This is a genomic window from Peribacillus deserti (assembly GCF_002863585.1).
Lineage (GTDB): Bacteria > Bacillota > Bacilli > Bacillales > DSM-1321 > Paraperibacillus > Paraperibacillus deserti_A.
Window position 1 is genome coordinate 32,946 of the sequence record NZ_PGUY01000007.1, and the last position, 25,965, is coordinate 58,910.

Sequence of the window (25,965 nt, forward strand, 5' to 3'; positions counted from 1 at the left end):
ATCAATGCTTTGTACCGTATTTTTCATCTTTCGTGAACTAATTGCGATACCTGTAGAATAAAAAACATACATGCACGAACATGATATTAATATAAAATTATTTATTTGAAGGAGTGTTAAGCATGGCTGACATGAAAATAAATGTGAATGCTGTTTGGGATGGTGGAGTAAATGGGAATGGAAACCTTAAAGCGGAGTATCTTAATACAAAAATCGCTATTCCTGCATCTTTAGGAGGTAGTGGCAGCGGAGCAAATCCAAAAGAGATTCTTGTTTCTTCGGTAACTACTTGTTATACAGCATCTCTTACGTTTGTACTTGCAAGCAGAAACCTGCCTGTTGCTGAACTTACAGTGAACTCAGAGGCAAATATATCTGATAATGATTTTAAAATTATCCATTATCCTCATATCGTTTTATCTAAAGCTGCATCAGAAGAACAAATTCAATCCGCACAAAGAGCGACGGAAGCAGCAGATAAAGGGTGCGAAGTCGGAAATCTATTGAAAAAAGCAGATGTTAAAATTGAAATTCGAGGTAAGGTTTCTTTGCTATAAACTGATTCATTCAAAGATGTAGTAATTTATTTTTAGACCTTTTAAATAAAACGGTGTTTAAATTTTAAGGTGGCGACTCTGCTGCCTTTTTTATGTGAGGAAACAACTAAAATTAAGAATGAAAAATATTGTGGCAATATACTGGTAGCCTCTCTAGGTTTATGACGAAAGATTAAAAAAGCGAACCATTCTTTGACTTGAAAGCCATTTAAGAGTGTCATAATAGTTCTCAACTTTAAATGAAAAGTGACCTTCTATGTCGGGTGCGCTTTCATAATGACGAATCGTCTGTGAATCTGGCTCGACTATGAAGTGGAATTGCTGTTACCCTATTTCATGTAGCTTGAAAATCAAAATTAAAACGAGGGGTTTTTTTAAAACATAAAATTTTCCCGTAAACTCTATTAAGACTTACACAAAGGAGACACTTATATCTAATCACAACCTTCACTTCTTTCATTTTAAATAAGTTATTTTTGACCTTAGTCGTTTTCGAATCTAAGATCACTAATCCCTTCCTCAACCAGATCTATCGGAAATAGCACAACCACAAAAATACCTTCGCAGGTGTAATAGGTGGCATTAGCAAAGTCAGATACTTTTGTATAAATAAACAAAAATCTGCTTCAGGTGAAAAACGCAAAATGTAATCAGAACTTTTCTTCAGTGTATACTCACTATAATGGAATTGAGAATATCGAGTTAATTTTTCTTGACTTTATAAACTGTAAATATTAAAATTACAGTAATTCCTTTTGAACAGGAAGCAATCAATTTGAAAAGTGGTTTTTAAAATAGTAGTTTATTTCGTTCATTTACCAGACCGTTGCTCCATAATGTCTATACTGTAAACTATTTTACTACAGTGCGTTTTATAAACTACAAACTGTAACTTTTTTTATTACAATAAAGGTAATAATGTATTTTTTGTAAACATTAAAAAAATACTTTTATTAAAAATAGAATGAATTGGAGGATATAATAAATGGCTATCTCACATACAACAGACCAAACCTTTAGCAAAGAAATTGAAGAGGGATTAGTTTTAGTGGATTTTTGGGCACCATGGTGTGGACCTTGTAAAATGGTTGCACCTGTATTGGAGGAAATCGATGGTGAAATGGGGGACAAAGTTAAAATTGCCAAGCTTAATGTAGATGAAAACGCAGGAACAACAGGAAAGTTTGGAGTCATGAGCATTCCTACGCTGATTCTTTTCAAAGACGGAGTGGCTGTAGATAAGGTTATCGGGTTTCATCCAAAAGAAGCTTTGACAGAAATAATTTCAAAGCATATGTAATTTTTAGAAAGAGGATGAATCTATATCTGAACATACAAAAAAAGTATTTGATATACCATTCTCATTGCTGCCCTTTCACCGATTGCATGTATGGAAGTTTTCCGGTTGATGTTTTCACCGTACACTAGAACTTACACAGCTCGCTCAAATTTCAGCTGAAATTGTTAACAGCTACAGCAAAAATACAAATGGATGAAAAAGTGTTATCAACAAATCTTTTTCTTTTTGAGGAGGAAAAAATAATGAGTAAAAAAGCACTCTTAATTATACCGCCAGAACGTTTTAATGAAGATGAGTTATTCAAACCAAAAGAAGAGCTTGAAAATGCAGGAATCGAAGTAACTATTGCCAGCACCGTAGCAGGTGATATTACTGGTGATTATGATGGGAAAGCAACTGCTTCGGTTATCTTTTCAGACGTATCGGCCACAGAATTTGATGTTGTTTCGGTAATTGGAGGATCTGGTACAAATGATCATCTATGGGGAAATCAAGAATTACAAGGCTTTTTGAAGCAGGCTTACAATGAGAAAGTTCTTGTAACAGGAATTTGTGCAGGTGCTGTTACAGTGGCTAAAACTGGTTTGCTTTCTGGAAGAGAAGCAACTTGCTATCCAGTAGATGTTCAAAAGAACGAATTGATAGCTGCTGACGTTAAATATGTTGAACAACACGTTGTTGCCCATGGTGATATTATTACTGGCGATGGTCCACAAGGAGCGGAAGAATTTGGAAAGGCCCTTGTTAAAGCATTACGCTAGTTCTACATTTTAGTGGATAGAGTGTGGTTCGGAAGTGAATTTCGAACCCACCCTATTTATTTTACTAAAAATAGTATGTAATATTGTTTTCAGATACAACCTAAAAAGAATTTTTTAAGGAGGGTTCATACAATGTCATTAAAAGGAAAACGTGTGGTCGTAATAGGAGGTACTTCTGGTATCGGATTATCCGCGGCAAAGGCATTTCTTGAAGAATCTGCCCAAGTCATTATTGCAAGTCGTTCTGATGCAAAACTATCGGAGGCAAAGAATGTACTTGGCGGTAATGTGGAAGCGTACAATATTGATTTTCGCAGTGAGGAAAAACTTGCAGACTTCTTTAAAATGGTAGGGAATTTTGATCACCTTGTCGTTACAGCAGGTGAAGGTGCAATGGGTCATTTTAGTGACTTACCTGCCGCGTCTGTTAGAGAAGCGTTTGATAGTAAGTTTTGGGGGCAATACTTAACCGTTCTTGCTGCTATTCCGTACTTAAATGATAGCAGTTCTATCACGTTGACCTCTGGTGTTTATGGAATTCGTCCACCACAGGGGGCAACTACGCTTGCTTCGATCAATTCAGCGATCGAGGGTTTGGTTAGGGGGCTTTCGGTAGATCTGGCCCCTATAAGGGTAAATGTTGTTTCACCTGGTATCGTAGACACCCCACTCTACGGAGGGATGCCTGACGAGCACAGACAAAATTTATACAGCAAGATTGCCCAGCAGCTGCCGGTTAATCGCGTGGCACAGCCTGAAGACATTGCTGAGGCCTACGTGTACTTAGTGAAGAATGGTTTTACAACTGGTACTGCTCTTCTTATTGATGGCGGGGCTCACTTGGTGTAAGGAGTATTATATTATTATTTTTGTGGCTATACTACAACAATGTATAGCCACTTTTACTTTTTAAATGGCTTTGTTAAATAGTATTGTTGTTTTTAAAGCAAAGGCTATGTTAATGCTCAATGTTGATTTTTGCACTATGTTGATTCTCGTTACAGGTGCGAGACTCCTGCGGGAGCAGCGGGACAGGAGATACCCCGCAGGAGAATCCGAGGAGGCTCACCGCCCGCCCCTAAGGTCCGCGAGCGCCTCCTAGCTGCAATCAACAGACAAGTTTAACAGAGCTTTATAAATAATAAACCAATTTTTCAACAAAGATAATGATTGAAGATTTGGAGTTCAAGAAAAACAAGGTCAGATATGAAAGGAATGAAGAAAATGAGTTTAGGTGACCATGAAAATATATTGAAAATTAGGGATTCACTTGAAAAACGTGTAGTACCTTTACCTGATGGAACCTTTCTTCCAAGCATTGGCCAAGGAACATGGTACATGGGTGAAAATCCTCAATCGAAAAACAAAGAAATCAAAGCTTTGCAACTGGGAATAGAACTAGGCATGAAGCTGATCGATACGGCTGAAATGTACGGAAATGGCGATTCCGAACGTTTAGTTGGTGAGGTAATCAAGGGTCGTAGAGATAAAGTTTTTTTAGTATCGAAAGTATATCCTCATCATTCCGGGTTAGATTTGATTGAAAGCGCATGTGAAAATAGTCTAAAACGACTGGGAACAGATCATCTTGATTTGTACCTTTTACACTGGAGAGGTCGTGTTCCTTTGGCAGAAACGATTGAAGGAATGGAGAGGCTGCGAAAGGATGGTAAAATTGTAAGATGGGGAGTTTCTAATTTTGATACGGATGATATGAGAGAGTTGCTGGATACCGCTAACGGAAAAAAATGTGTGACAAATCAAGTGTTGTATCACCTAGGTTCTAGAGGAATTGATTATGATCTCCTGCCATGGCATTATGAACATAACATGCCAATTATGGCCTATAGTCCCCTGGCCCAGGGAGGGAGCTTAAGAAGACAATTACTAAGCGATCCAACCATCATTGAGATTGCAGAAAAATATAATGTGCAGCCATTACAAATTGCTCTTGCGTGGACCATTCGTTCGAACAACGTAATTGCTATCCCAAAAGCTGTTAAGGAAGAACATGTTTTAGCCAATGCTCAAGCTGCTAGTATTCAATTGACCATAGAAGATCTAAACAGACTTGACGAGGTATTTCCAAAACCAACAAGAAAAATACCTTTGGATATTATATAAAATGAATGGGGCAAAGGATCTGTACTCTTTGCCCAGTAGAACGTGTCAATAACCCTTCTCAAACTCTGATTTTGTTAACAGAGTCCTAAAGGACATTTTCATGCTTTTCCTTTTGGATCCAATTATATCCAATTTTACGATTGTTTTATATAAACTGATTTCTTTCTTCCTCTTTCCTTTAGGCTGTTTTCGCAAACTTTGTTGTTATTGAACATGGGGGTTGCTTTCCACTACAGGATGCTCGCTTTCCGCGGGGCGGGCGCTGAGCCTCCTCGGCTTCGCCTGTGGGGTCTCACCTAATAGAAAAGCGGAAGTGCCTTGTTCAGACCCGACAAGCATAAGACAAGCGGGCCGTGGAAAGCGGTTTTCCTTTCCATGGACCGATTGGCTTATGACTCGAGGGTCTAGGCGCTGGAGCCGGACATTGCCCGCTGCTCCCGCAGGAGTCTCGCACCTTACGTTCCAATCAACCTGTTTAACAATAGGATAGGCTCACCGAACTACTAAAAAACAACAATCTTTTAGAAAAGAGCCTTCCTTTATTCTCTTAAATGCGAGATAATGACCTCATTAATATCGGTGATGATAGGTAAAAGTTTTTATGGTTATTTATTTCTCAGGTTATTAATGGGGGCATCCCTGCTATAACCAAGAAGTAATAGCAGAAGCTTACTTATACAATAATTTCAAAACACGCAAATTGGTTTACGTACCTTCAAGGAAGAGAACGTAATTCGTAAGGCTTTACAGGATGCTTGGAATTCCTTACTCATAGTTAAGAGTTGATATACCATACTTCTAATTAGACACTTGACAAGATTAACTGTAATATTTATTATTACACTATGTTGATGGATTTTTAAAAAAGATGCTGAAGCTATATGTAAAGCAAAAAGGTGATAGATGTGTTGATTTCTAAGGAGGCAGGCCATGAATAGTGATTTTACACTTGCCATTCATAGTTTAACTTATCTTGCGTTGCAGCCGGACCGTATGTCAACAAGTGATGGTATCTCGGAGAGTGCTGGTGTCCACCCAGTACGCATTCGTAAAGTGCTAAGCTTGTTAAAAAAACATGGATTTATAAAATCAAAAGAAGGAACCGGCGGCGGATTTATTTTTAATCTAGATCTGTGTGAAGTCAATCTTTGGGATATATATATGATAACCTCTGAAGGTGCCTTGCAGCCTAAGTGTCCTGATTCAAATGAAGAGTGTATTGTGGGAGCGAATATGAAAAGAGTATTATTTACAATTTTCTTAGGTGCGGAACAATATTTGGGTGAATATTTAAAGAATTATACAATTAAAGAAGTTGTCGATCTTGTAAATCAAGAACAAAATAGCGGCTGTGACTGATGGCCGTTGACTTCTTTATATTAAATGTAATAAATAAAGTTACAGATTCATCTAGGAGATTTATCCCGATTACTGTAGCTTAAAAAAAGGTTCTTTCTTGATTACATTCATAAAATACAAATTAACTTAAGAAGGTGAAAAAGGATGTTGACGAATGATAAGTCCGTTTTGAAAACAGGTGATTGGATTAAGGGGAAATCAGGGGATGGGCAGTTAATAATTGGTTATATTGAGTCACTGAGTGTTCTGGATGGAGTTGTTAAAGTAACGGTGGCTAAGAGTGACAATCATGAAACGCTTGGCAAAACCATTCCGGTTTTAAGTAAAGATGTTAGGAAGCTCCCGCTTTCTAAGGTGGTAAACAAGGAACAAATTCTATTTCTAATAGACTTGGCATTATCAACGGGGGATGAAGAATGGTTTATTGAGCTTTCTTCCAAGTTAAACTCAATCAATCAGCTTGTTGATGGAGTACATTAAAACTTATACAAATTATATATAGATTTTTCATAGATTTATTTTGCGAAGAGGATAAAAAAGCGAAAAAATATGAAAAGGAAGGATCTATTGATTTGGACTTTCTGCAATCTATCATACGAGTGGAGAATGAAAGTAAATATCACCATTTTTTTTAACCTTGGCCAAAAATGGGATAGGTTTTCCCATGTCAAAAGGGAATGTAAAAACAAGTTTAAAAATTGTTCGACTGCTTATCATAAAGGGTAAAGTGCATCAGGCTGGAAACCTGCGGTAGCGACATGTAAAATCATTGAGACGGAGTTTGCCAAAATGGAATCCTCCCTTTTTGGACATTCTATTTATTGAGTTTACTGATTTCAATAGTCTTGCCACCCATATTGTTTAGGCAGCAAGATATCGAGTTTTAACACAATCTCACCAGGAATACCCTGACCCCTTTAAATAGGGGTCACAGACAGGAAAAGGTATCTTAAAGGAGAGTCTACAATGATGAAATTAAAAGATCAGCATATCGTGGTGACCGGAGCTTCAAGTGGTTTAGGCTATGCAATGGCAGAAGCGCTTCTGAAAGAGGGAGCAACTGTTGCCTTATCGTCCCGCCCGGGAGGGAAATTGAATGAAGCTGTACATAACCTTACGAGACAAGGTTTAGATGCTGTAGAGCTTCCGATGGATGTCCGTTCTGAACAATCAGTGAATGATGCCGTCGATTGGGTGAAAAAGGAATGGGGGAAAATTGATGTTCTCGTAAACAATGCCGGAATAGGCATGCGAACGGTGAACCCTCAATTTCTGACTGACCCGCAGCCTTTCTTCCAAGTTTCGCCAAGTGGATTCCGTGATTTAATTGATACAAACGTTACAGGATATTTCCTGGTTTCCCGCGGTTTTGTTCCTTTTATGGTCGAAGGAGGAAAAGGCAAAATCATTAATATTTCTATGAATTATGAAACAATGAAGCGAAAGGGATTCGTCCCTTATGGACCTTCTCGCGCAGCCACTGAGTCTTTGTCCTATATTATGGCAGAGGATTTAAAAAGCTATGGCATTACAGTAAATATGCTGCTTCCTGGAGGAGCCACCATTACGGGCATGATTCCTGATGAAGTGAAGAAGCAGCTTGAAGGCAGATTTCAGTTATTAGACCCGGGCGTAATGGCTAAACCCATTGTCTTTTTGGCATCGGGAAAATCGGAAGGGATTACTGGGCAACGAATTGTGGCAATTGAATTTGATAAATGGCTACAGGAAAAGGGCAAATAACTCTTAAGACTTAGATGTTTCCATTAAAAGTGATTTAAGGTGAAGAAAATATATATTACTCTTTTTCCAGCACCCGCAGCCATTCAATAGTCCCTAACAGTTTAGTAAGAAACGAAGTTATAAGAAGTATGAAAATGAATATGGGCGGCATGATGTAATAAACATCATACAGCCTGATATATAGGTTTTTTAAGTGAAATACAATAAATATTCAATTTTTTTGTTTTTATTAAGCAAAAATGTTCACTTTTTTCACAAAACCATTTATCAGAGAAGGTCTTTTCATCAGTTTAACTGGTGGGAGGCCTTTTTTACGTATTAGCTATATGTGGCATAAAAAGTTAGTTTGGTATTGTCCGTATGACCGAATGGTTTGGTTTGTACACCGCTTCCATTTAAAAGAGGACTGCAAGGATATGAGACATCGAGAAACAAGAATGTAATTTCCTAAAACATGGGGCAGGAGGCCCAGCTAATATTTAGGATGAAATAGGAGTACCATAGCGGGCATATCGCACACGAAATTTAGATATGGGCGATATGGCTCTTGCGAATAAATATAAAAACCTTCATATTGAATCCGAGGAGGTGCGATATGCGACACGATATACAATCGAATGAACGGGCTTTCTCTTCCAAGGAAGTGGCGGAAGAAGTGGGAATTGCAACTCCTACAGTTCGAAAGTATGGCCAAATCTTAGAGCGGAATGGATATGAATTTCTAAAGGATGGGGACCGGCGCATCTTTGTTCAATCTGACATAAGAGCGCTTATAGCGTTACGCGATACGGACAAGCCCCTAGACGAGACAGCTAAAGATCTTGTGAATGAACAAAAGGAAAGAATAGAAGGATCCAATGATACAGAAATTGCGACAAACGATACATATGAAAATCTGCCACACGACCCCAATCAGTTAAAAGAGATCTTGATGTTTTTAGTCAATGAACTTGCAGCAACACGTGAAATGAATGTCCAACTGACAAACGATATGTCACAGCTTAAAACAAAGATTTCCCAACTGCAGCAAGATCATCATGTGATAAGTTCAAGTATTGGAAATTCAGCGCAAAGAACTAATGCTAAAATTGAAAAATTAACTGAACAGCAAAATACCCATTACGAAACCTTGCTCCAGCAGGAAAAACAAAGAAGTGAACTCTTGCAAAAAGATTTACAAGATATGCGGGATGAACAGAAAAAAGAGTGGAGTTCGCAAAATGAATTTAATAAGCGCTTAGAAGTAACGGTACAAACGCGTAAAGCAAAATGGCGAGGGTTTTTCTCCTTATTCCGGTAATAGGTTCAGTGGGCGATATGCCTAAATCAATCGAAGGCTAAATGGCAGATTTTTAAGCGATATAGATCTAAACAAATACATCCCTTCTTAACCAAAAAAAGCTCGCTTCATAAAACGGAATTCAGGCGGTTGTGCACTGCATTTAACAAAGTAGAGTTGCTTATAACCAAGGTTTAGGTTGGCTGATTTGTGTATATCACTGGGCGATATAATCCAATACCTATATGTATAATGGAGAAGCGGAGTTCGATACGGGAAACATGATAGCATTCGGATTGGACGAGTATTCCTTTCTTTGAAAGCAAAGACGCAAAAGAAGTAAAATCTAAAGATGGTTTGGACTATCTGCATTCAATCGGACATCGAAGGGCTTATAGCGTTACGCGATACGGGCAGGTTTAAGGCGATACAGCTGAACCTTATGTATAACCAACAAAAGAAAGATGAGTACGGTCAAATGAAACGGAGTTTAGGGTTACACCGATACATAAGACAATATCGCCCGTAATCCGATCCATTCAAAGTATGATTTTCATGGTGTTAACCCATACCTCGTATCCACACATAAACCGATATCCCAACAAATGATATGACTCATAAAGCAAAGGTTTTCCGACTTCAGAATGATCACCATTTCAAAAGTTAGGGGAATTTAACGCAATAAAACTAATAAAAGAGTTCGAAAAGAAAAGCAAGATTAGTAAATAAGAAAAAGATTATAATTTCTTAGCTCGTTAACGATATTTAAATGGTCTTTTCCGAGTGACTATTTAGCTTTGCTTCGGTAATTCGAAATCACCTTTTTTCAGAATTCAACAATTTCCCGAGAAATATCTACAAAGTCTGAGTAGATATCGACAAAATTAAACGCATGTAAATTGCATTTTTTGCGGATAAAGAAAGTAGACATACCTAAGGCGTTCAAACGAGTGGAGAAACTGCAAATTTCTAGTCTTCATCCGTGGAATCAAAAATCTAATAGGTGCCCATAACAAAAAAAGAGGAATCCCCTTAGTCCACGGAACTTTTGGGAATCCTCTTTTTTCATTAGTGATAGTTTAACCATTCGTTTTTGGCAGACCGGCACAGATTCATGCCTTTACTAATAATGTCTTCTTTACTCATTTGAAATCCCTATAAGATTAAAATTCAATATTAAAAAAGTAACCTAAGAGCAGTTATTTTTTAAATGCTTTTTACAAAAAAGCCGTTAGCAGGATTCCTAAACTTGCGCAATTCTTTTCTTGAATCGACCAGCAAGCGGAACAACAATAATTCCTGCCAATACGACCTGCATGACATTTCCGGGGATGGATCCGAATGGCTGAATCCAGTTTCCATATAGGATCACTTCGGTAAAATAGTATCCTACGATTTTTATAATGAGTGCAGCGGCAACTGCCAATGTGTATACGAACACTCTGTTGCCACGCAGCTTCTCAGATATAAGACCGGCTGTAAAGCCCATTGAACCTGCAATAATGAAGGTAAAAGGTGCCCACAGTGTCCAGCCGGAAATAACGTCAAATAAGCCCATTCCGAAGGCGCCTGCTATGGCCCCGGTTTTTTTGCCGTAAACCATGGCTGCTATAAAAAGAGGAACGTTACCTAAATGGATCAGCCCTCCGTTACCCATTAGTGGAAGCCTTATGTTGATGAACATAGTCGCAACAACGGTAAGTGCGATAAAAAGTGCATTGATGACTAAGGCTCTTGTTCTTGTTGAGTTCATTAGTTAACCTCTTTCTTTTTTTATTATTATCATACTCCTAATCTGGTACTTTATAAATATGAAAATCATTCCGAATGTCAGGATCCAGTAGAAACATAACAGAAGGAGCGAAAGTTCAATATCTCTTATGGCCGCCGCTCAACCCCTTAATAGTCAAGATCATAGACATGCATTCTCTAAATAAAATATAACTAATATGGAAAATTATGTTTTATAAATTTTGGAGCTGGGTATAAAGACATAGTAAACAAGATGCGGGTGGATTGACGTAGGGCTAATTTACTCTTTTTACCAATTTTTTATATTATTAATGGTTTGATAGGACCCGTTAAATTAAAATGAAGGTATTAAAATTATGAGGAGTGATGAGTATGTCAGGTAATATCAGATTAACCCCGGAAGAATTGCGTGGAGTGGCTAGACAGTATCAAACAGAGAGCAGTAATGTTCAGGAATTAGTATCAAGACTTGATAACATGAGCAGCCACTTACAGGATATCTGGGAAGGTGCATCCAGCCAGGCATTTGCTGAGCAGTATCAGCAGTTACGGCCTTCATTTGAAAAAATGGTAACACTTCTTGCAGAGGTTTCCCAGCAGCTTAACAGCTCTGCTACTGTGCTTGAGGATACAGATCAGCAGATTGCAAGCCAGATCCGCGGATAATAACCATAATCTAAGTTATGTAGAAAGGAGCCCGTAAATCTGCTTTTTTAGATTATGGCGCTCCTTTCTTATTGATGTGATAGAGGTGAGGGGTATTTACATACAAGTTACAGTTGATTTAAAGAATTATACGGGCGATGTTTTCGATCTGCAGCTATCGAATTTCCTGTCCATTAAAAAAGTGATCGATATTGTGTGGCAGGTCAAAAAGGTAGCCGATCAGCCAAGGGAAGGATATTGGATCAGGGTGCAAAATAAGGACGTTGTTGTACAAGGATACGGCTCTCTGCAGGAGAACGGGATAACGAATGGAGACAGGATTGAAATCCTATAGCGGTTCTTATTCCTGGCATATTTACCAACAAACGGATTAAGGAGTTCATTGAAATGGAAGGCAAAAAAACGTCCTATTTGGAAGAACAGACAGAAGCAGCAATCACACACGACGGCGGTCATGTCTTTGTTTTTCAGCGGTCTAAGGTTAAACTTCATGATCATTTGGAGATCAGCTTTCTAGAGGAGTCAGCAGTTCCTCTTAAGAAAGAAATAGAGGTGACTGAAGACGAAGTCATCGTCAAGGTCAAGGCTCCTCCTGAGTTTCTAACATTCACTGATTTAAGGAAGAAAAACAAACAAGCCAGGCTTATCTTTGCCCATCAGCTTGTCAAAAAGGTAAGTAGCCATGAATGGCCGAGGCTGAATCTCATTGTAAGCCCGGAGAATATCGTGGCAGACCCGAGCTTAACACCGTATTTCCTCCATTATGGTGTGAAGGAAAGCATCCCCCCGTACGAAAAGGAACCAGAGCGTATTCTAAAAGAAGTTAAAGCGGCTGTTGCTGCCGCTGCAGATGGACAATATACATTCAATGAGTATCTTCATTACCATCAGACTCTTAAGCTATCAAATCTTTCTAAAGATATAATGGCTCAGGAAAGTTATGAAGAGCTTTTATCACTATTGGAAAGCAGCATCAACGGACTTGAGAAACAGGAAAGTACCTATGCACATATACCACAAAGAAAGTGGAACATAAACCGCTATTCGCTGATTGGTGCTGCGATTCTATTAATCCCTGCTATTATTTATTTATTTTATACCATTCTAGTTGTGCAGCCTAAACAAGAAGCCTATGTGAAAAGCGGAGAACTTTTCTTGGAAGGAAAATATAGCGAAGTCATTGAAGAACTGGATAAGTACAATCCAGAGGACATGCCTTATGTTGTGCAATATGAGTTGGCCTCCTCTTATGTAACAAACGAAAACCTGGATGACGCCCAGCGTGATGCTGTGAACAATTTAATCACACTCCAGACAGATCCGCAGTACTTTCTCTATTGGATATACATCGGACGAGGAATGAACGAAGAAGCTGTTGATATAGCAAGATCCCTCGAATTCAGAGACTCAATCATCTACGGACTTTTAAAGTATAAAGAAGATGTGAAAGCAAATGACAAACTTTCCGGTGAAGAAAAGCAAAAGGAATTAGATGCAATCGAGCAGGAAGTTAAAGAGTATAAACAGGATATTGAGGAACAGAAAAAGCTTGAAGAAGAGAGCAAGATGGAGGAGGAATCCCAGGCAGCAACGCAGCAGGAAGCTGTAGAAACACAGCCTGCCGTTGTAAAGAAAGCTGAACCGAAGCCTCCGGCAAAAGAAACACCGAAGGCACCCCAAACGAAAGAAAAAACCAAAGCTGTACCTAAGGATGCGGAATAATGGACGCTAAAAGCAGCGGTGTAGGAGATGAATTTTAGTGGGTCTATTATGGATTTTTTATGAAGAATCGTATCAGCAGTTTGTATTTAAGGATGATGCACAGGGATCTATTTCCATTGGGAGCACTGGAAAAAGCTCTATCTGTATTCAAAGCTTAAGCTCAGGCGGCGGTCCGATTGAACTTAAACCAGAGATGGAGGAAGGCGTGTTTACTCTATTCTGTAAAGATGAACAGCTCGGAACCATCAAGCCTCATACCCCCATAACCATTTTTATTGAAGGGCTGGCCGTTAGTTTTTATTCAGAGCTAAAGCCGATTAATGAGGTAATGTATTACATGGGTGACAGGCAGCAGGTCGTCTTTTCAACAGATGGAGCAGCAGACATACATAAAGAGGGTGTATGGCCCTTTCAAAAAGGCGATGGAAAGCCAGCCTTAGTAAAGAGAAGAGGAAATTGGCATGTGATTCCCGCTGGAGATGATGATATTTACCTAAATGGAATCAAGATTACAGAAGCAGCCGAACTTAAGCTGGGAGATCTTCTGTTTTGGCCATTCATGACAGTGTCGATGTTAGAGCAGGATCTGCTGGCTATTAAGACAGCGGAGCCATTCAAAGCAAGCCTGCCAAGGATGCAGCGGCCTACTTCGGAAATGCAGAAGAATTATCCTGGCTACAGAAGGACGCCGAGGATGGTCTATGAACTGCCGGATGATAAGGTGACCATATCTTTTCCGTCCCAAGAAGGGGAGGATAACCAAAGGGGATTATGGATCATCATCCTGCCACCGCTTTTGATGCTTATGATTATGGGGATCATTGCCCTTATTCAGCCAAGAGGGTTATTCATTCTCATTTCTATTGTGATGTTTGGGACAACGATGGTCACGTCTACGGTTCAATATTTTAAAGATAAGAAGAACCGCAAGCAAAGAAAGAAAAAGCGCAAGGAAGTATATACGAAATATCTGGAGCAGAAGCGGGAAGAGCTGCAGATTTTAAAAGAAGAACAGGCTAAAGTGCTAAATTACCATTTTCCAGATTTTGAACGAATGAAGTATTTAACTGAAAACATCAGTGACCGCATATGGGAAAGATCATTTGAGAGCAGCGACTTTCTTCATGTCCGCGCAGGAAGGGCGGATGTACCATCAAGCTATCAGGTGTCGGCTTCAAGCTCGGATGTCGCGAATAGGGAAATAGATGACCTGCTCGAGCAATCCCAGGAAATGGTGAATGTGTATAAGAAGGTTGAAGGGGTTCCGCTTCCAATAGACTTATCGTCAGGGGCCGTTGGGTTTGTCGGCAAAGACTCAATTGTAAAAAAAGAGCTGCAGCAGATTATCGGGCAGCTTGCTTTCTTGCATAGTTATCACGATATCCGCTTTGTGGCTGTTTTTAAAGAAGAGGAGTATCAGGATTGGGAATGGATGAAATGGCTTCCGCATTTTCAAATGCCCCATTCATATGCCAAAGGCCTGGTATATGATGAGCAGACGCGGGATCAGCTGCTTTCTTCCCTTTACCAGATCCTTCGCAGCAGAGATCTTGAAGAGGACAAAGAAAAAGTAAGGCATGTTCCTCATTTTATCTTTATTGTGACAAATCCTTCCCTGATTGCGGAACATGTCATTCTTGAATACTTAGAAGGAAGCATTGGACATATCGGACTGACCTCCCTGTTTGCGGCAGATTCGAAAGAGAGCCTGACAGAAGGAATACACACGGTCATTAAATACATCAATGAACGTGAAGGAGAAATCCTCATTCAGCATAATAAAGCGGATCATACTTTATTTGAATTGGATGCACATTCAATGGTTGGGAATGAGCGCTTCTCAAGAAGGCTGAGATCGCTTGATCATCAGAAAGGAATGAATAACTCCATCCCGGATATGGTGTCTTATCTGCAGCTTCTCGGTGTAAAGGAGGCTGAAGAACTGCCCATTGAAACCAATTGGAATAAGAATCAGTCATCCCAGTCCCTTGCAGTGCCCATCGGTTTAAAAGGAAAGAAGGACATTGTGGAGCTGAATCTCCATGAAAAAGCTCATGGACCGCATGGATTGATTGCTGGAACGACCGGATCTGGGAAAAGTGAACTGCTTCAGACTTACATATTGTCACTGGCTGCCCATTTCCACCCCCACGAAGTCGGCTTTTTGTTAATTGACTATAAGGGCGGGGGAATGGCACAGCCGTTTAAGAATATGCCCCATCTGCTCGGGACCATTACAAACATTCAGGGAAGCAGGAACTTCAGTACACGGGCTTTAGCCTCTATAAAAAGCGAGCTGAAAAAACGGCAGCGGCTGTTTGACGCATATGAAGTGAATCATATAAATGATTACACCGATCTATATAAGGAAGGGAAAGCGAAAGAGCCTCTGCCTCACTTATTCCTGATTTCAGATGAGTTTGCTGAATTAAAAAGTGAGGAGCCTGAGTTCATCAGGGAATTGGTAAGTGCGGCACGTATTGGACGGAGCCTTGGGGTTCATCTAATCCTTGCAACCCAGAAGCCTGGCGGGATTATTGATAACCAGATCTGGAGTAATGCCCGTTTCAAGATCGCTTTGAAAGTGCAGGATGAAGGCGATAGTAAGGAAATTATAAAAAACGGGGATGCAGCCAATATTACGCTGACAGGAAGGGGCTACCTTCAAGTCGGCAATAATGAAGTATATGACTTGTTTCAGTCTGCATGGAGCGGCGCGCCTTATATGGAGGATACCTATGGTGCCGAAGACGAGGTAGCCTTTGTAACAGATTTAGGATTAATTCAGATTTCAAATATAGCCGCCCAGAGCAATCAAGGCAGAAAGCAAAAGCAGACAGAGATTGAGGCTGTTGTAAAGGAAATTATTAAAGTACAGAAAAAATTGGGGATTCAAAAGCTTGCAAGTCCATGGCTTCCGCCGTTAGAAGACCGTCTTGCACTGTCCTATAAAGAATCTGATCGGTACCGTTTTAAAATTGGCTTAAAGGACGAGCCGGAGAAGCAGAGCCAGTCTCCCTGCGAATTCCATTTAGTGGAAGACGGCAATATTGGAATATTCGGTTCATCCGGATTTGGGAAGTCGACCACGATATTGACACTTCTAATGAACTTTGCTTCTCAATACAGTCCTGAAGAGCTGATTTACTATGTGTTTGATTTCGGAAACAGCGCCTTGCTGCCGCTGCGTCAGCTGTCACATACTGCAGACTATTTCCGGTTTGATGAGCAGCGGAAAATAGATAAATTCCTTCATATTATCAAAGCAGAAATAGAGCATAGAAAGCAGCTGTTTTTAGAAGCTGAAGTCAGCAATCTGAAGATGTATAATTCCAAAGCTGAAAATCCATTGCCCACTCAATTCATTGCTGTTGATAACTTCGATCTTGTAAAAGAGGAAATGCAGGATATTGAAAACCAGTTTACACAGATTGCAAGGGATGGCCAGTCATTAGGTATTTTTATGATCATATCCGCAACTCGAATCAATGCGATCCGCCAGCCGTTAATGAATAACTTGAAAACAAAAATCATTCATTATTTGATGGACAGTTCAGAAAAGTACTCCCTGCTCGGAAGAACGACGTATGAGATTGAAGCAGTTCCTGGCAGGGCCCTGGTGAAAGAGGAACAGACCTATTTAACCCAAATCTATATGCCTGCCAGCGGAAAGGATGACTTTCAGGTACTTGAAAATCTAAGGCAACAAATAGCCAAGCTTAATACGAAGTATAAGGAATCCAGAAAGCCAAATTCCGTTCCAATGCTTCCAACCCACTTAAACCTGAAAACGTTATATGGCGAATATCCTGTTCAAACGCAGGATGGTCTGATTCCAATCGGATTAGATGAAGAGCGGGTTCAGCCTGTTTATTTGAACCTTAAGGTAAACAGGCACTATCTTGTTGTAGGACAGTCAAGGAAGGGCAAGACAAACTCCCTAAGAGTTATGCTGGATGCCCTGTTAGTCCAGAACGTTGAGGAAATAGGCCTTTTTGATGCCATTGATAGAGGATTATCATCTTATGCCTCACAGAAAAAGGTCCGATATCTGGATTCAAGGGATGATATAACAGATTTTCTTCTTGCCATGGATGAATTATTTGAAGTCAGAAGCCGTGAGTATCTTGACAGCCTCCAGGCAAACAGGGTTCAGGAGCTTGTCTTTAAGCCGGTAATCATGATGATTGATAGTATTTCAAGATTTCAGCAGACGGTGGATGCAAAAATCCAGGATAAAATCACTGGATATATAAAGCACTACAGCCATTTGGGTTTTAGTTTGATAGCCGCGGGCAATGCAAATGAATTTACGAAGGGCTTCGATTCTTTAACAAGTGAGCTGAAACAGATCAGGCACGCTATTTTATTAATGAAAAAGTCCGACCAGAGCTTATTCACCCTTCCTTTTTCGAGGAAAGAAGAAGAGATACAGCCAGGATTCGGATATTATGTCGAAAATAGCCGAGAGTATAAAATACAGATTCCTAATGTCATAGAAGAACAGATTCCAAGAGTAAAGGAAGAGAGCAGGTGAAGAAATGTCAGGAAAGTTAAAAGGGCTTAAAATGATTGCTGCCATGCTGGTGATCATGGTTATGCCAAGCTTGTTTTTCACTTATATCGGGCATGAACCGTTAAAAGCGCAAAACGAGGCAAGCCGTCATATTGCTGTAGTCAACGATGATGTCGGTTCGGAGTTTGATAAGAAGCCTGTTAATTTCGGACGGGAGATATCGCCGGCCTTAGAAAAGGATTCCGATTATCAATGGGAGGTAGTATCCCGCTCTGCAGCAGAAAAGGGGCTGGTTACACAGCAATACGATGCTGTCGTTTATTTCCCATCTGACTTTTCAAAGAATATCTTAACATTCAATGATGAATCTCCGATGAAGGCGTCGGTCAAATATAATGTTCAGACCAACCTGGATGCTAAGAATAAGGAAAAGGTCCAGAAAGAGCTGGAAATAACAAAAGGAAAAATGAACAAGCATATCTCCACTATGTATTGGGGTGTCGTCTCACAATCTGTTGACGATATCCGCCAGAAATTTGACAAAATACTAGAAAAAGAGATTGCCTTTCAAGATACCATCTACTCTTTTTATAACCCGAATTCGGGTAAGTTAGCTGAGGAAATTGACCAGCAGCGAACCATGATTAAGGATCTATTTGCCGCTACAAAAGAGGCGGGGAAGGCATCTTCAGAGTCCCTGTCGGATTTCCAGTCCAATAAGGAAGAAGTCGCTGCTTTTATTGAGGCGGTTAACCAGTATAAAGAATACCAGGAAAGACAGAATGAACTTTTCCTGCTGACCGCCTCAGAAAACCAGCAGATTCTTGAGGACAGCTTAGGCCGGTATGAAACGATGCTGAGCGATGGAGTCCAGTCGATTGCAGCAAGGCAGATGGCCGCTAATCCAGAGTTTCAGACTGATGATGCTATGCTGAAGGAAAAAGTCGCCAGCCTTAAAACAAAAATAACGGAAAGTAATGAGAAGCTGAACCAGCTTTCTACCTCGATTGAAGAATCTACAATCGAAGAACAATTTGAAAAGCTTGCCTCCATACAGCGGGATTTGGTTGTCGAGTACAAGCAGGAAGCAGGTTCGGCTGCGATGGATAATGTTCAGCAGAAGCTGATTCCGGCCCGCCAGAAACTGCAGTCTCCTTCTACTGAGACAGACAATCCTGGAGTTCCGGTGCCAGAAATAGAACCTGGCGATGATGATAAAGCACTTGCTATTATAACTAATGCAAAAACACAGGCTGAACAGCTAAAGGCAAAGCTTGATTCAGATGTAGAAAATCAAGAAAGTCTAAAAAGTATTTCAGACGCACTGGGATTGATAAAGGCTGAGGTTGAAAAAGCGGAAGAGCAGGTAAAAGCACAGGAGGCTAAAAACCAGGAAATTCAGCAGGCTTACAAGGAAATTGCTGCGAAAATGCAAAACCTTGAGCAAAATCCTGGTTCAGGTATAGAAGATGCCGCGATTACGAAGATACAGGAGAAGGAAAATGCCATTCTGCAATCACAGGTTCTTCCGGAAGCTAGAAAGCAGGCATTGGCACCTTACTTTCATACAGGCATTCAAAATAAAAATATGAATGACCTTCTCACATACTATGCCTATCTATCAGAATTTGAAGCCTTCCTGCAGCGTTCAGCTGAATCAGATGAAGAGCTGATCGACAACATTATGAAAGAACAGGAAGATTCAGATGAAGTCAGAAAAGCATTTGCAGTCTTGAAGGGAGAGACAAGTTACTTTAATGAGCTCCAGGATGGCTTAACTTCTTCCATTGACGATGTCAGCAAGCTCGAAGGTGACTATAACTCCTATGCAGAAAAAGTAGACCAATTTATAGATAAATATGGAACATACATTAGTGAAGAGCAGTCCGCCATATTATCGGACTTAGAAACGATCCAGTACAATGCCAGCGGAGTCACTGAAAGCTTAAGGGAGGATTTCAAGCCGGCAGAGCCTGAGCAGGAAGTGGTTCAAGATCTACAGGGTGAAATGTTCTTAACTCTGCAGGATAGTGCATCTGGAGATTTGGAACGCATATCGGGGTTAATTACTTCCCTTTCAGAAAGGCAGGATCATATCGAGAACTATACGGACACTCTGCAGAAAAAGGTGGGCTCTGTACAGGGAAGAGCAGACCAATTAAACAGCACTTGGGCTGCAAATGTGGATTCAACTAAAAAAGTAAAATCAGATGTGTATGGGCTTTTAAATAATACTCTTGTAGATGACCAGCAAAATGGATATGTGTATGATTATCTGGCTAACCCAGTGAAAGTGGATGGAGAAGTTGCAGCAGAAAAAACGGTCAATATGCCTCCTATCATCATGCTGATCATTATACTGCTGTGCGGATTGCTTATCGGATTTTTCCTATATCACTACTCCAATCTGCCGCTTTTGGTTCACTTATCATTGTTTTTACTGCTGAACACAGCAGTAGGATTGATCATCAGCATCTACGGCCTGAATTTATATCCCTTAGAGGATACTCAGGCAATTAAATGGACGGTTTTCACTATCTTATTGTTGCTTGCTTGTGCAAGCTTTGTCAGATTCGCGTTTTATATCGGTCCGTTCGTTGGATGGCTGCTCGGGGCAGGGCTGATTTTATTCTTTATCACACCGTTACTGGACATGGTACTGCCGAACTTTGACATCAGTCATCCGATTTCAAATGTATATTTATCTATTCAATATGGTGACCAGGCTGAATTTTATCCAGCTGCAGCTGTCCTATTGTTCATCACCGTTTTATTAACGGCGATTCCCTATATTAGACATTCAATGGTACTCAGGAAGCAGAGGCAGCTTGCCCATGAAGGTTAAGAAGGCAGCTAAGATTGTAACATTGATTGCTGTACTGGGCATACTCAATATCCCAGGGTATGCAGCAGCGGATGATAATCGGCCGGTTGAACCGAATACGTACAAAGAAAAGGAAATTGATCTTCAGACGGAGTATTTCCATGAAGATTCTCTGTTGAAGGAGAAAGAACAGCTTTCAGAAGAACAGAAGATGTTGACCTTCAAAAGACAGGAGCAGGAGTTCTTTGAACAGATTAAAGAAGGACTATTTATAAATGCTGAAAGTAAAACAACAACGGTAAGTGCCAATGCGAGCGAGCTGAACCTTTTCTCAAGGGAGAGCTTCAGCAGTCCTTCAGATGTCATTGCTTCTGACAGGGGAGAGGAGAGGGAGTCCAGCTTCCTGCCTCTGGTGTTAGGCTTGATTCTTACTTTGTGCATTCTTTATATGTTTCTTATTCTTGTACCTAAAATGACGAAAGCAGCCAAAAACTAAGAAGTGGAAAAACGATGACTGTCTCCACCTGACTCTTTGTGGGGCCAATACAATTTTTTCAAAAACGCTCTTTTCTAAAAGATTGTTGTTTTTTTAATAGTTATGTGAACTTTCCTTATTGTTAAACAGGTTGATTGGAACGTAAGGTGCGAGACTCCTCGATCCGGCTCCAAGCTGAGACACTCGAGTCATAAGCCAATCCGTCTATGGGAAGAAAAGCACTCCCCACAGCCAGCTCGTCTTATGCTTGTGGTGTCTCTGCCTGCCAATTTTGTTAAGTATTCCATATTTATTAAATCAACATTTAGCTTTAAAATATCAAATGATTGGCAGGCACCGCTTTCCGCCTTTCTGCGCGGGAGCAGCGTGACAGGTGAGACCCCCACAGGCGAAGCCGAGGAGGCTCAGCGCACGCCCCTAAGGTCCGCGAGCATCCTCACGTTCCAATCACCCCCTTATTCAATAACAACAAAATTTGCGAAAACAGCCTTCAAAAAAAACACCTGAAACTTGAATTTCTTCATGTTTCAGGTGTTTTTCTATTTTCTCCGGGCAAAATCTACAAATCGGAATTTATCTGGCCGGTGTCTCGATTCAGTATATTGAAAGAGCCTGGCATCATCCAGGTAAACATAGTTTTTAACTACTACGATATTGGAAAAGCCATCAAGGTTTAAGTAGGCATAATCATCTTCATTCGGCTCTTCCACCGTAATTTCCTTTTTCGCAAAGGAAATAGAGAGACCAAGCTCTGACTCAATGTATTCATAAATTGAGTTCTGGCAGATTTCCTTTGTTAACTCTGGCACAATTTCTTCATTGAGATAATCTTTATCCAGAATAATTTTCTCACGGTCTATTTCTCTCACCCGAAAAAGCTTCCAGACTGCCTGCCCACTGGAAAGCCTCATGTTTTCCACGATTTCAGGTGAAGGTATAGTCCGTTCAAGCTTCACTACTTCTGTCCTGGCACGATGTCCCATTTTTTGGGCTAATTCTTTAAAGCTTACAAGGCCTGATACAGGAAAATTGAACTTGCTTATGTCCAGGACAATGGAGCCTTTACCCTGTACTTTATGAATATACCCATCCTCCGATAGCATTTTAAGAGCTTTTCGAATAGTTTCCCGTGACGTTTTGTAAAGCTCTGTCAGCTCGTTTTCGGAGGGAAGGAGCGAGCCGGCACGCAGTTCATCATTTTGAATTTTGTGTGCCAGGTCATCATATACCTTGGTAAATTTATTAATCATGTGCATCACCAGTGTCATTTTAACACTATTTCACAAGATGATAAACAATCGATTCGAAAGGACGCAGCTTTAGGCTCTTAGTAAGCTTAGGCGAAACCTCATAGTTTGAAATAATGATTCTGCTGCTGCCTTCATATTCAGGGAGGTCAATTTCTGCCCCCGTATCAAAGAAGTTATTGATTACAAGCAGGCTTTCATTATTATATGTGCGCATATAAGCAAAGACCTGTGGATGATCCGCCAGCAGAAGTTCATAATCGCCGAACGTTATAATATCCAGCTCTTTACGGAGCTTAATCAACTTTTGGTAGTGATAGAAAATGGAATTGGGATCTTTCAAAGCCTGTTCAGCGTTTATCGTTGAATAATTATCTGCCACTCCAATCCAGGGAGTTCCTTCTGTAAAGCCTGACTGCGGTCCGCCAGTCCATTGGACAGGAGTCCGGGAATTATCCCGGGAACGGCTCTTAATAATATCCATAATGGTTTCATCAGGGAGTCCCTGTGCTTTTAGGATATTAAAGTAATTTAGAGTCTCAACATCACGGTATTCATCAATGGAGTTAAATTTAGGGTCGGTCATGCCGATTTCTTCACCCTGGTATACATATGGAGTCCCCTGCATCATATGAATCACTGTAGCCAGCATTTTAGCCGATTCATTATGATATTCATGGTCATTTCCATAGCGTGTCACAATACGCGGCTGGTCATGGTTACACCAGAAAAGGGCATTCCATCCACCGCCTTTATTCATTTCTACCTGCCATCTGGACAAAACGTTCTTAAGAGCAAGGAAGTCGAAGTCCGCAAGCGCCCATTTTTCACCATTAGGGTAATCTACCTTGAGATGGTGGAAATTAAAGGTCATGCTTAGTTCTTGATTCTTCGGGTTTGTATATCGAATACAATGGTCGATTGTTGTTGATGACATTTCACCCACTGTCATGCTGTCATACTTTGAAAAGACATTTTGGTTCATTTCGTGGATGTAGTCGTGAACTTTCGGTCCATCTGTATAAAATCTTCTTCCGTCTCCCGGAGGAACTGTGCCGTCGTCATTAGGGAAGTCCTGATTCTTAGAGATGAGGTTAATAACGTCTAACCGGAAGCCGTCGACTCCTTTTTCAAACCAGAAATGCATCATGTCATATATTTCTTTGCGAAGTTCTTCGTTTTCCCAATTCAAATCTGCCTGGGTTACGTCGAATAAATGCAAGTAGTACTGATCAGTTTTTTCATCCTGCTCCCAAGCAGAGCCGCCAAATTTAGATATCCAGTTTGTTGGTTCTCCCCCATCCACAGGATCACGCCAGATATAATAATCCCGGTAAGGATTGTCTTTTGACGATTTTGCCTGCTGGAACCATTCATGCTCGGTCGATGTATGGTTCACTACGATATCCATAATGATTTTAATGCCGCGGTTATGCGCTTCGGAGAGCAGCTCATTAAAGTCTTCCATCGTCCCGTATTCATCGTGAATCTTGTAATAATCGCTGATATCATACCCATTATCCTTTTGAGGAGACTTATATGGAGGCGTAAGCCATAAAACATCAACACCAAGCTCCTTCAAATAATCAAGCTTTTCAATAATCCCTTGTAAATCACCAACGCCATTCCCGGTCGTATCCTTAAAACTCTTAGGGTAAATTTGATACACCGTTGACTTTCTCCACCATTCCTGCAAATCAGGACACCTCCAGCGGGAAATAGGGACATTCCCTATTTCCCAATATAGTTTTTCATATAGATCAGGCGGGAAATGGGGGACAGTCCCATTTCCCAAAACGAAATGGCAAAGCAGGGAGGGACCCTGTTTTGCCAGTGTTTTATCTAATTTTCTATTTTTGTCTGCGCAGTTTTCCAAGTATTAGTGTAAGTACAAATGGTACCACAAGTGCGATTGCCATTCCAACAAAGAACGGACCCCATTTTTGAGGCACAATGGAGAAGAATGCCGGCAGTCCGCCAACCCCGATGGAAGGAGCCATTACTTTATTAATTGTAATGTAGACACCGCCAATTGCTGCCCCAGCCATAGCCGCAAAGAAAGGAAAACGGAAGCGCAGGTTAATCCCAAACATTGCCGGCTCTGTTATACCTAGAAATGCTGAGATACCGGAAGATAATGAAAGACCTTTTATTTTATCATCTTTTGTTAACAGCATCATAGCTAAAGCTGAAGATCCTTGAGCGATGTTTGATAGTGCCAGGATCGGCCATAGGAACGTGCCGCCGATACTTGCAATCAGCTGGAAATCAACCGCCAGGAATGTGTGATGCATTCCTGTAATAACAAGCGGTGCGTATAAGGCGCCGTATATAAATCCGCCAATTGCAGGAACAGTATCAAAAATGGTAGTGAAAACATGAGTAATCGCATTACCTAGTCCAAATGTGATTGGACCAATTACTGTAAATGCCAAGAATCCTGTTACTAAAAGTGTTACTGGAGCGACCACAAGAAGCTTGATCGAGTCATGAACTCGTTTATTTAGGAATACTTCTATTTTTGCAAGAAGAAGGGAAGCAAATAATATTGGGAGAATCTGCCCTTGATAGCCGACCTTTTCAACATGCCAGCCGAATAAATTCCAGGTTGGTATATTGCCAGCTTCTTTTGCTTCAGCGTAGCCCCATGCATTAAGAAGATCTGGGTGGACAAGCATAAGCCCTAAAACAATCCCAAGCAGCGGGCTTCCGCCAAACCGTTTAACAGCAGACCATCCGACTAACCCAGGAAGGAAAGTGAAGGCCGTATTAGCAATGGTATTGATAATCGAGGCTACATCCTTCCATTGCTTATGAACATCCACTACTGATTTGTCATCATAGAAGATCCCAGGCCCAGTAAGAATATTGTTAATTCCCATCAACAAACCTGCCGTAACAAGCGCTGGCAGGATCGGAATGAATATGTCAGCCAGCGTTTTAACAGCCCTTTGAATAGGATTTAAGTTTTTTTCCGCCGCTGCTTTTGTATCTTCCTTTGTAGCCGTGCCAATTCCGGCTACATCAGCTACATCCGCGTAGACCTTATCAACTAGTCCTTGGCCGATTACTACTTGAAACTGGCCATTTGCTGAAAAAGATCCTTTTACAACATCCATGTTTTCCAATTGTTCTTTATTGACTTTCTTTTCATCATGCAAGGCGAATCGAAGCCTTGTCACACAATGTGTTGCAGATGCAATATTATCTTTACCGCCAACAGCGTCGACAATCTTCTCGGCATCCTGACGATTTTGGTTTGCCATTTTATTCCCTCCGTAAATGCAATGACAGAACACCTGGAAGAGGTCGATCTGTCTGCTCTTAATTATTTTATAATTTCCCAAGTTCGGTCCATTTAACCAGCGTGAACTTGTATATACAAGATGTAACTGTTTTCATAATAACTTGTATGTACAACTCAGTCAAGAAATTAGAGAAATCGCTTTCTTGGTAATGTTTATCAAAGACTGTTTTCGCAAACTTTGTTGTTATTGAACAAGGGGTTGATTGGAACGTGAGGATACTCGCTTTCCGCGGGGCGGGCGCCCGAGCCTCCTCGGCTTCGCCTGTGGGGTCTCACCTGATCGAAAAGCGGAGGACGGTGCTTTTCAAGAAA

At 40.6% G+C, this 25,965-nt stretch carries 19 protein-coding genes; 15 read left to right on the forward strand and 4 right to left on the reverse strand.

Translation table 11 applies throughout. From position 1 onward, the window contains the following. Nucleotides 1–131 precede the first annotated feature (131 nt). The 9 genes from CUU66_RS02470 to CUU66_RS02510 all read left to right on the forward strand — a co-directional run bounded on the left by CUU66_RS02470 (nt 132) and on the right by CUU66_RS02510 (nt 9,144). Nucleotides 132–557 (forward strand): OsmC family protein, encoded by a 426-nt coding sequence (locus CUU66_RS02470; protein ID WP_180955128.1) that lies wholly within the window; start codon nt 132–134, stop codon nt 555–557. Nucleotides 558–1,542: 985 nt separating this feature from the next. Continuing rightward, a complete protein-coding gene (trxA, locus tag CUU66_RS02475) occupies nt 1,543–1,857 on the forward strand; it encodes a thioredoxin (protein ID WP_101640101.1) in 315 nt (104 codons plus the stop codon). A 242-nt stretch (nt 1,858–2,099) separates the two neighbouring features. Then, nucleotides 2,100–2,618 (forward strand): DJ-1/PfpI family protein, encoded by a 519-nt coding sequence (locus CUU66_RS02480; protein WP_101640102.1) that lies wholly within the window; start codon nt 2,100–2,102, stop codon nt 2,616–2,618. Between the two features lie 132 nt (nt 2,619–2,750). Continuing rightward, nucleotides 2,751–3,467 (forward strand): SDR family oxidoreductase, encoded by a 717-nt coding sequence (locus tag CUU66_RS02485; protein WP_101640103.1) that lies wholly within the window; start codon nt 2,751–2,753, stop codon nt 3,465–3,467. Nucleotides 3,468–3,842: 375 nt separating this feature from the next. Next, a complete protein-coding gene (locus CUU66_RS02490) occupies nt 3,843–4,742 on the forward strand; it encodes an aldo/keto reductase (protein WP_101640104.1) in 900 nt (299 codons plus the stop codon). Nucleotides 4,743–5,672: 930 nt separating this feature from the next. Further along, nucleotides 5,673–6,101, forward strand: coding sequence for an RrF2 family transcriptional regulator (locus CUU66_RS02495; protein ID WP_101640105.1), 429 nt, complete (start codon nt 5,673–5,675; stop codon nt 6,099–6,101). Between the two features lie 144 nt (nt 6,102–6,245). Beyond that, nucleotides 6,246–6,581 (forward strand): IDEAL domain-containing protein, encoded by a 336-nt coding sequence (locus tag CUU66_RS02500; RefSeq protein WP_101640106.1) that lies wholly within the window; start codon nt 6,246–6,248, stop codon nt 6,579–6,581. A 486-nt stretch (nt 6,582–7,067) separates the two neighbouring features. Beyond that, nucleotides 7,068–7,844, forward strand: coding sequence for an SDR family NAD(P)-dependent oxidoreductase (locus CUU66_RS02505; RefSeq protein ID WP_101640107.1), 777 nt, complete (start codon nt 7,068–7,070; stop codon nt 7,842–7,844). Nucleotides 7,845–8,439: 595 nt separating this feature from the next. Next, nucleotides 8,440–9,144: a hypothetical protein gene (locus CUU66_RS02510; protein ID WP_101640108.1), complete on the forward strand. Its 705-nt coding sequence runs from the start codon at nt 8,440–8,442 to the stop codon at nt 9,142–9,144. Nucleotides 9,145–10,366: 1,222 nt separating this feature from the next. On the opposite strand, the gene CUU66_RS02515 is transcribed toward CUU66_RS02510, so the two are convergent. After that, a complete protein-coding gene (locus CUU66_RS02515) occupies nt 10,367–10,876 on the reverse strand; it encodes an ECF transporter S component (RefSeq protein ID WP_101640109.1) in 510 nt (169 codons plus the stop codon). Nucleotides 10,877–11,247: 371 nt separating this feature from the next. On the opposite strand from CUU66_RS02515, the gene CUU66_RS02520 reads away from it, so the two are divergent. The 6 genes from CUU66_RS02520 to essA all read left to right on the forward strand — a co-directional run bounded on the left by CUU66_RS02520 (nt 11,248) and on the right by essA (nt 21,099). Then, nucleotides 11,248–11,541, forward strand: coding sequence for a WXG100 family type VII secretion target (locus CUU66_RS02520; protein ID WP_101640110.1), 294 nt, complete (start codon nt 11,248–11,250; stop codon nt 11,539–11,541). A gap of 94 nt (nt 11,542–11,635) precedes the next feature. Further along, nucleotides 11,636–11,875: an EsaB/YukD family protein gene (locus tag CUU66_RS02525; protein WP_101640121.1), complete on the forward strand. Its 240-nt coding sequence runs from the start codon at nt 11,636–11,638 to the stop codon at nt 11,873–11,875. Nucleotides 11,876–11,928: 53 nt separating this feature from the next. After that, nucleotides 11,929–13,263, forward strand: coding sequence for a type VII secretion protein EssB (essB, locus tag CUU66_RS02530; protein ID WP_101640111.1), 1,335 nt, complete (start codon nt 11,929–11,931; stop codon nt 13,261–13,263). A gap of 37 nt (nt 13,264–13,300) precedes the next feature. Beyond that, nucleotides 13,301–17,800, forward strand: coding sequence for a type VII secretion protein EssC (gene essC, locus CUU66_RS02535; RefSeq protein ID WP_101640112.1), 4,500 nt, complete (start codon nt 13,301–13,303; stop codon nt 17,798–17,800). Nucleotides 17,801–17,804: 4 nt separating this feature from the next. Then, complete coding sequence (esaA, locus tag CUU66_RS02540) at nt 17,805–20,624, forward strand: type VII secretion protein EsaA (protein WP_101640113.1); 2,820 nt, start codon at nt 17,805–17,807, stop codon at nt 20,622–20,624. Beyond that, entirely contained in the window at nt 20,614–21,099 is a 486-nt protein-coding gene (gene essA, locus CUU66_RS02545) for a type VII secretion protein EssA (RefSeq protein WP_101640114.1), read from the forward strand. The genes esaA and essA overlap by 11 nt, the downstream gene beginning before the upstream one ends. A gap of 539 nt (nt 21,100–21,638) precedes the next feature. Here the strand turns inward: essA and treR are convergent. The 3 genes from treR to treP all read right to left on the reverse strand — a co-directional run bounded on the left by treR (nt 21,639) and on the right by treP (nt 25,612). After that, the gene (gene treR / locus CUU66_RS02555) at nt 21,639–22,349 is read right to left on the reverse strand and encodes a trehalose operon repressor (protein WP_180955129.1); all 711 of its coding nucleotides are present in this window, start codon (nt 22,347–22,349) and stop codon (nt 21,639–21,641) included. Nucleotides 22,350–22,374: 25 nt separating this feature from the next. Then, nucleotides 22,375–24,042 (reverse strand): alpha,alpha-phosphotrehalase, encoded by a 1,668-nt coding sequence (treC, locus tag CUU66_RS02560; protein WP_101640117.1) that lies wholly within the window; start codon nt 24,040–24,042, stop codon nt 22,375–22,377. A gap of 154 nt (nt 24,043–24,196) precedes the next feature. Next, nucleotides 24,197–25,612, reverse strand: coding sequence for a PTS system trehalose-specific EIIBC component (gene treP / locus CUU66_RS02565; RefSeq protein ID WP_101640118.1), 1,416 nt, complete (start codon nt 25,610–25,612; stop codon nt 24,197–24,199). Nucleotides 25,613–25,965 lie beyond the last annotated feature (353 nt).

Bases quoted from the DNA above. Each gene is read 5' to 3' on its own strand.
- CUU66_RS02495 (WP_101640105.1), top strand. From the start codon at position 5,673: ATGAATAGTGATTTTACACTTGCCATTCATAGTTTAACTTATCTTGCG.
- esaA (WP_101640113.1), top strand. From the start codon at position 17,805: ATGTCAGGAAAGTTAAAAGGGCTTAAAATGATTGCTGCCATGCTGGTG.
- essB (WP_101640111.1), top strand. From the start codon at position 11,929: ATGGAAGGCAAAAAAACGTCCTATTTGGAAGAACAGACAGAAGCAGCA.
- essA (WP_101640114.1), top strand. From the start codon at position 20,614: ATGAAGGTTAAGAAGGCAGCTAAGATTGTAACATTGATTGCTGTACTG.
- treP (WP_101640118.1), bottom strand. From the start codon at position 25,612: ATGGCAAACCAAAATCGTCAGGATGCCGAGAAGATTGTCGACGCTGTT.
- CUU66_RS02490 (WP_101640104.1), top strand. From the start codon at position 3,843: ATGAGTTTAGGTGACCATGAAAATATATTGAAAATTAGGGATTCACTT.
- CUU66_RS02480 (WP_101640102.1), top strand. From the start codon at position 2,100: ATGAGTAAAAAAGCACTCTTAATTATACCGCCAGAACGTTTTAATGAA.
- CUU66_RS02510 (WP_101640108.1), top strand. From the start codon at position 8,440: ATGCGACACGATATACAATCGAATGAACGGGCTTTCTCTTCCAAGGAA.
- CUU66_RS02485 (WP_101640103.1), top strand. From the start codon at position 2,751: ATGTCATTAAAAGGAAAACGTGTGGTCGTAATAGGAGGTACTTCTGGT.
- CUU66_RS02500 (WP_101640106.1), top strand. From the start codon at position 6,246: ATGTTGACGAATGATAAGTCCGTTTTGAAAACAGGTGATTGGATTAAG.
- CUU66_RS02470 (WP_180955128.1), top strand. From the start codon at position 132: ATGAAAATAAATGTGAATGCTGTTTGGGATGGTGGAGTAAATGGGAAT.
- trxA (WP_101640101.1), top strand. From the start codon at position 1,543: ATGGCTATCTCACATACAACAGACCAAACCTTTAGCAAAGAAATTGAA.
- treR (WP_180955129.1), bottom strand. From the start codon at position 22,349: ATGATTAATAAATTTACCAAGGTATATGATGACCTGGCACACAAAATT.
- CUU66_RS02520 (WP_101640110.1), top strand. From the start codon at position 11,248: ATGTCAGGTAATATCAGATTAACCCCGGAAGAATTGCGTGGAGTGGCT.
- CUU66_RS02505 (WP_101640107.1), top strand. From the start codon at position 7,068: ATGATGAAATTAAAAGATCAGCATATCGTGGTGACCGGAGCTTCAAGT.
- CUU66_RS02515 (WP_101640109.1), bottom strand. From the start codon at position 10,876: ATGAACTCAACAAGAACAAGAGCCTTAGTCATCAATGCACTTTTTATC.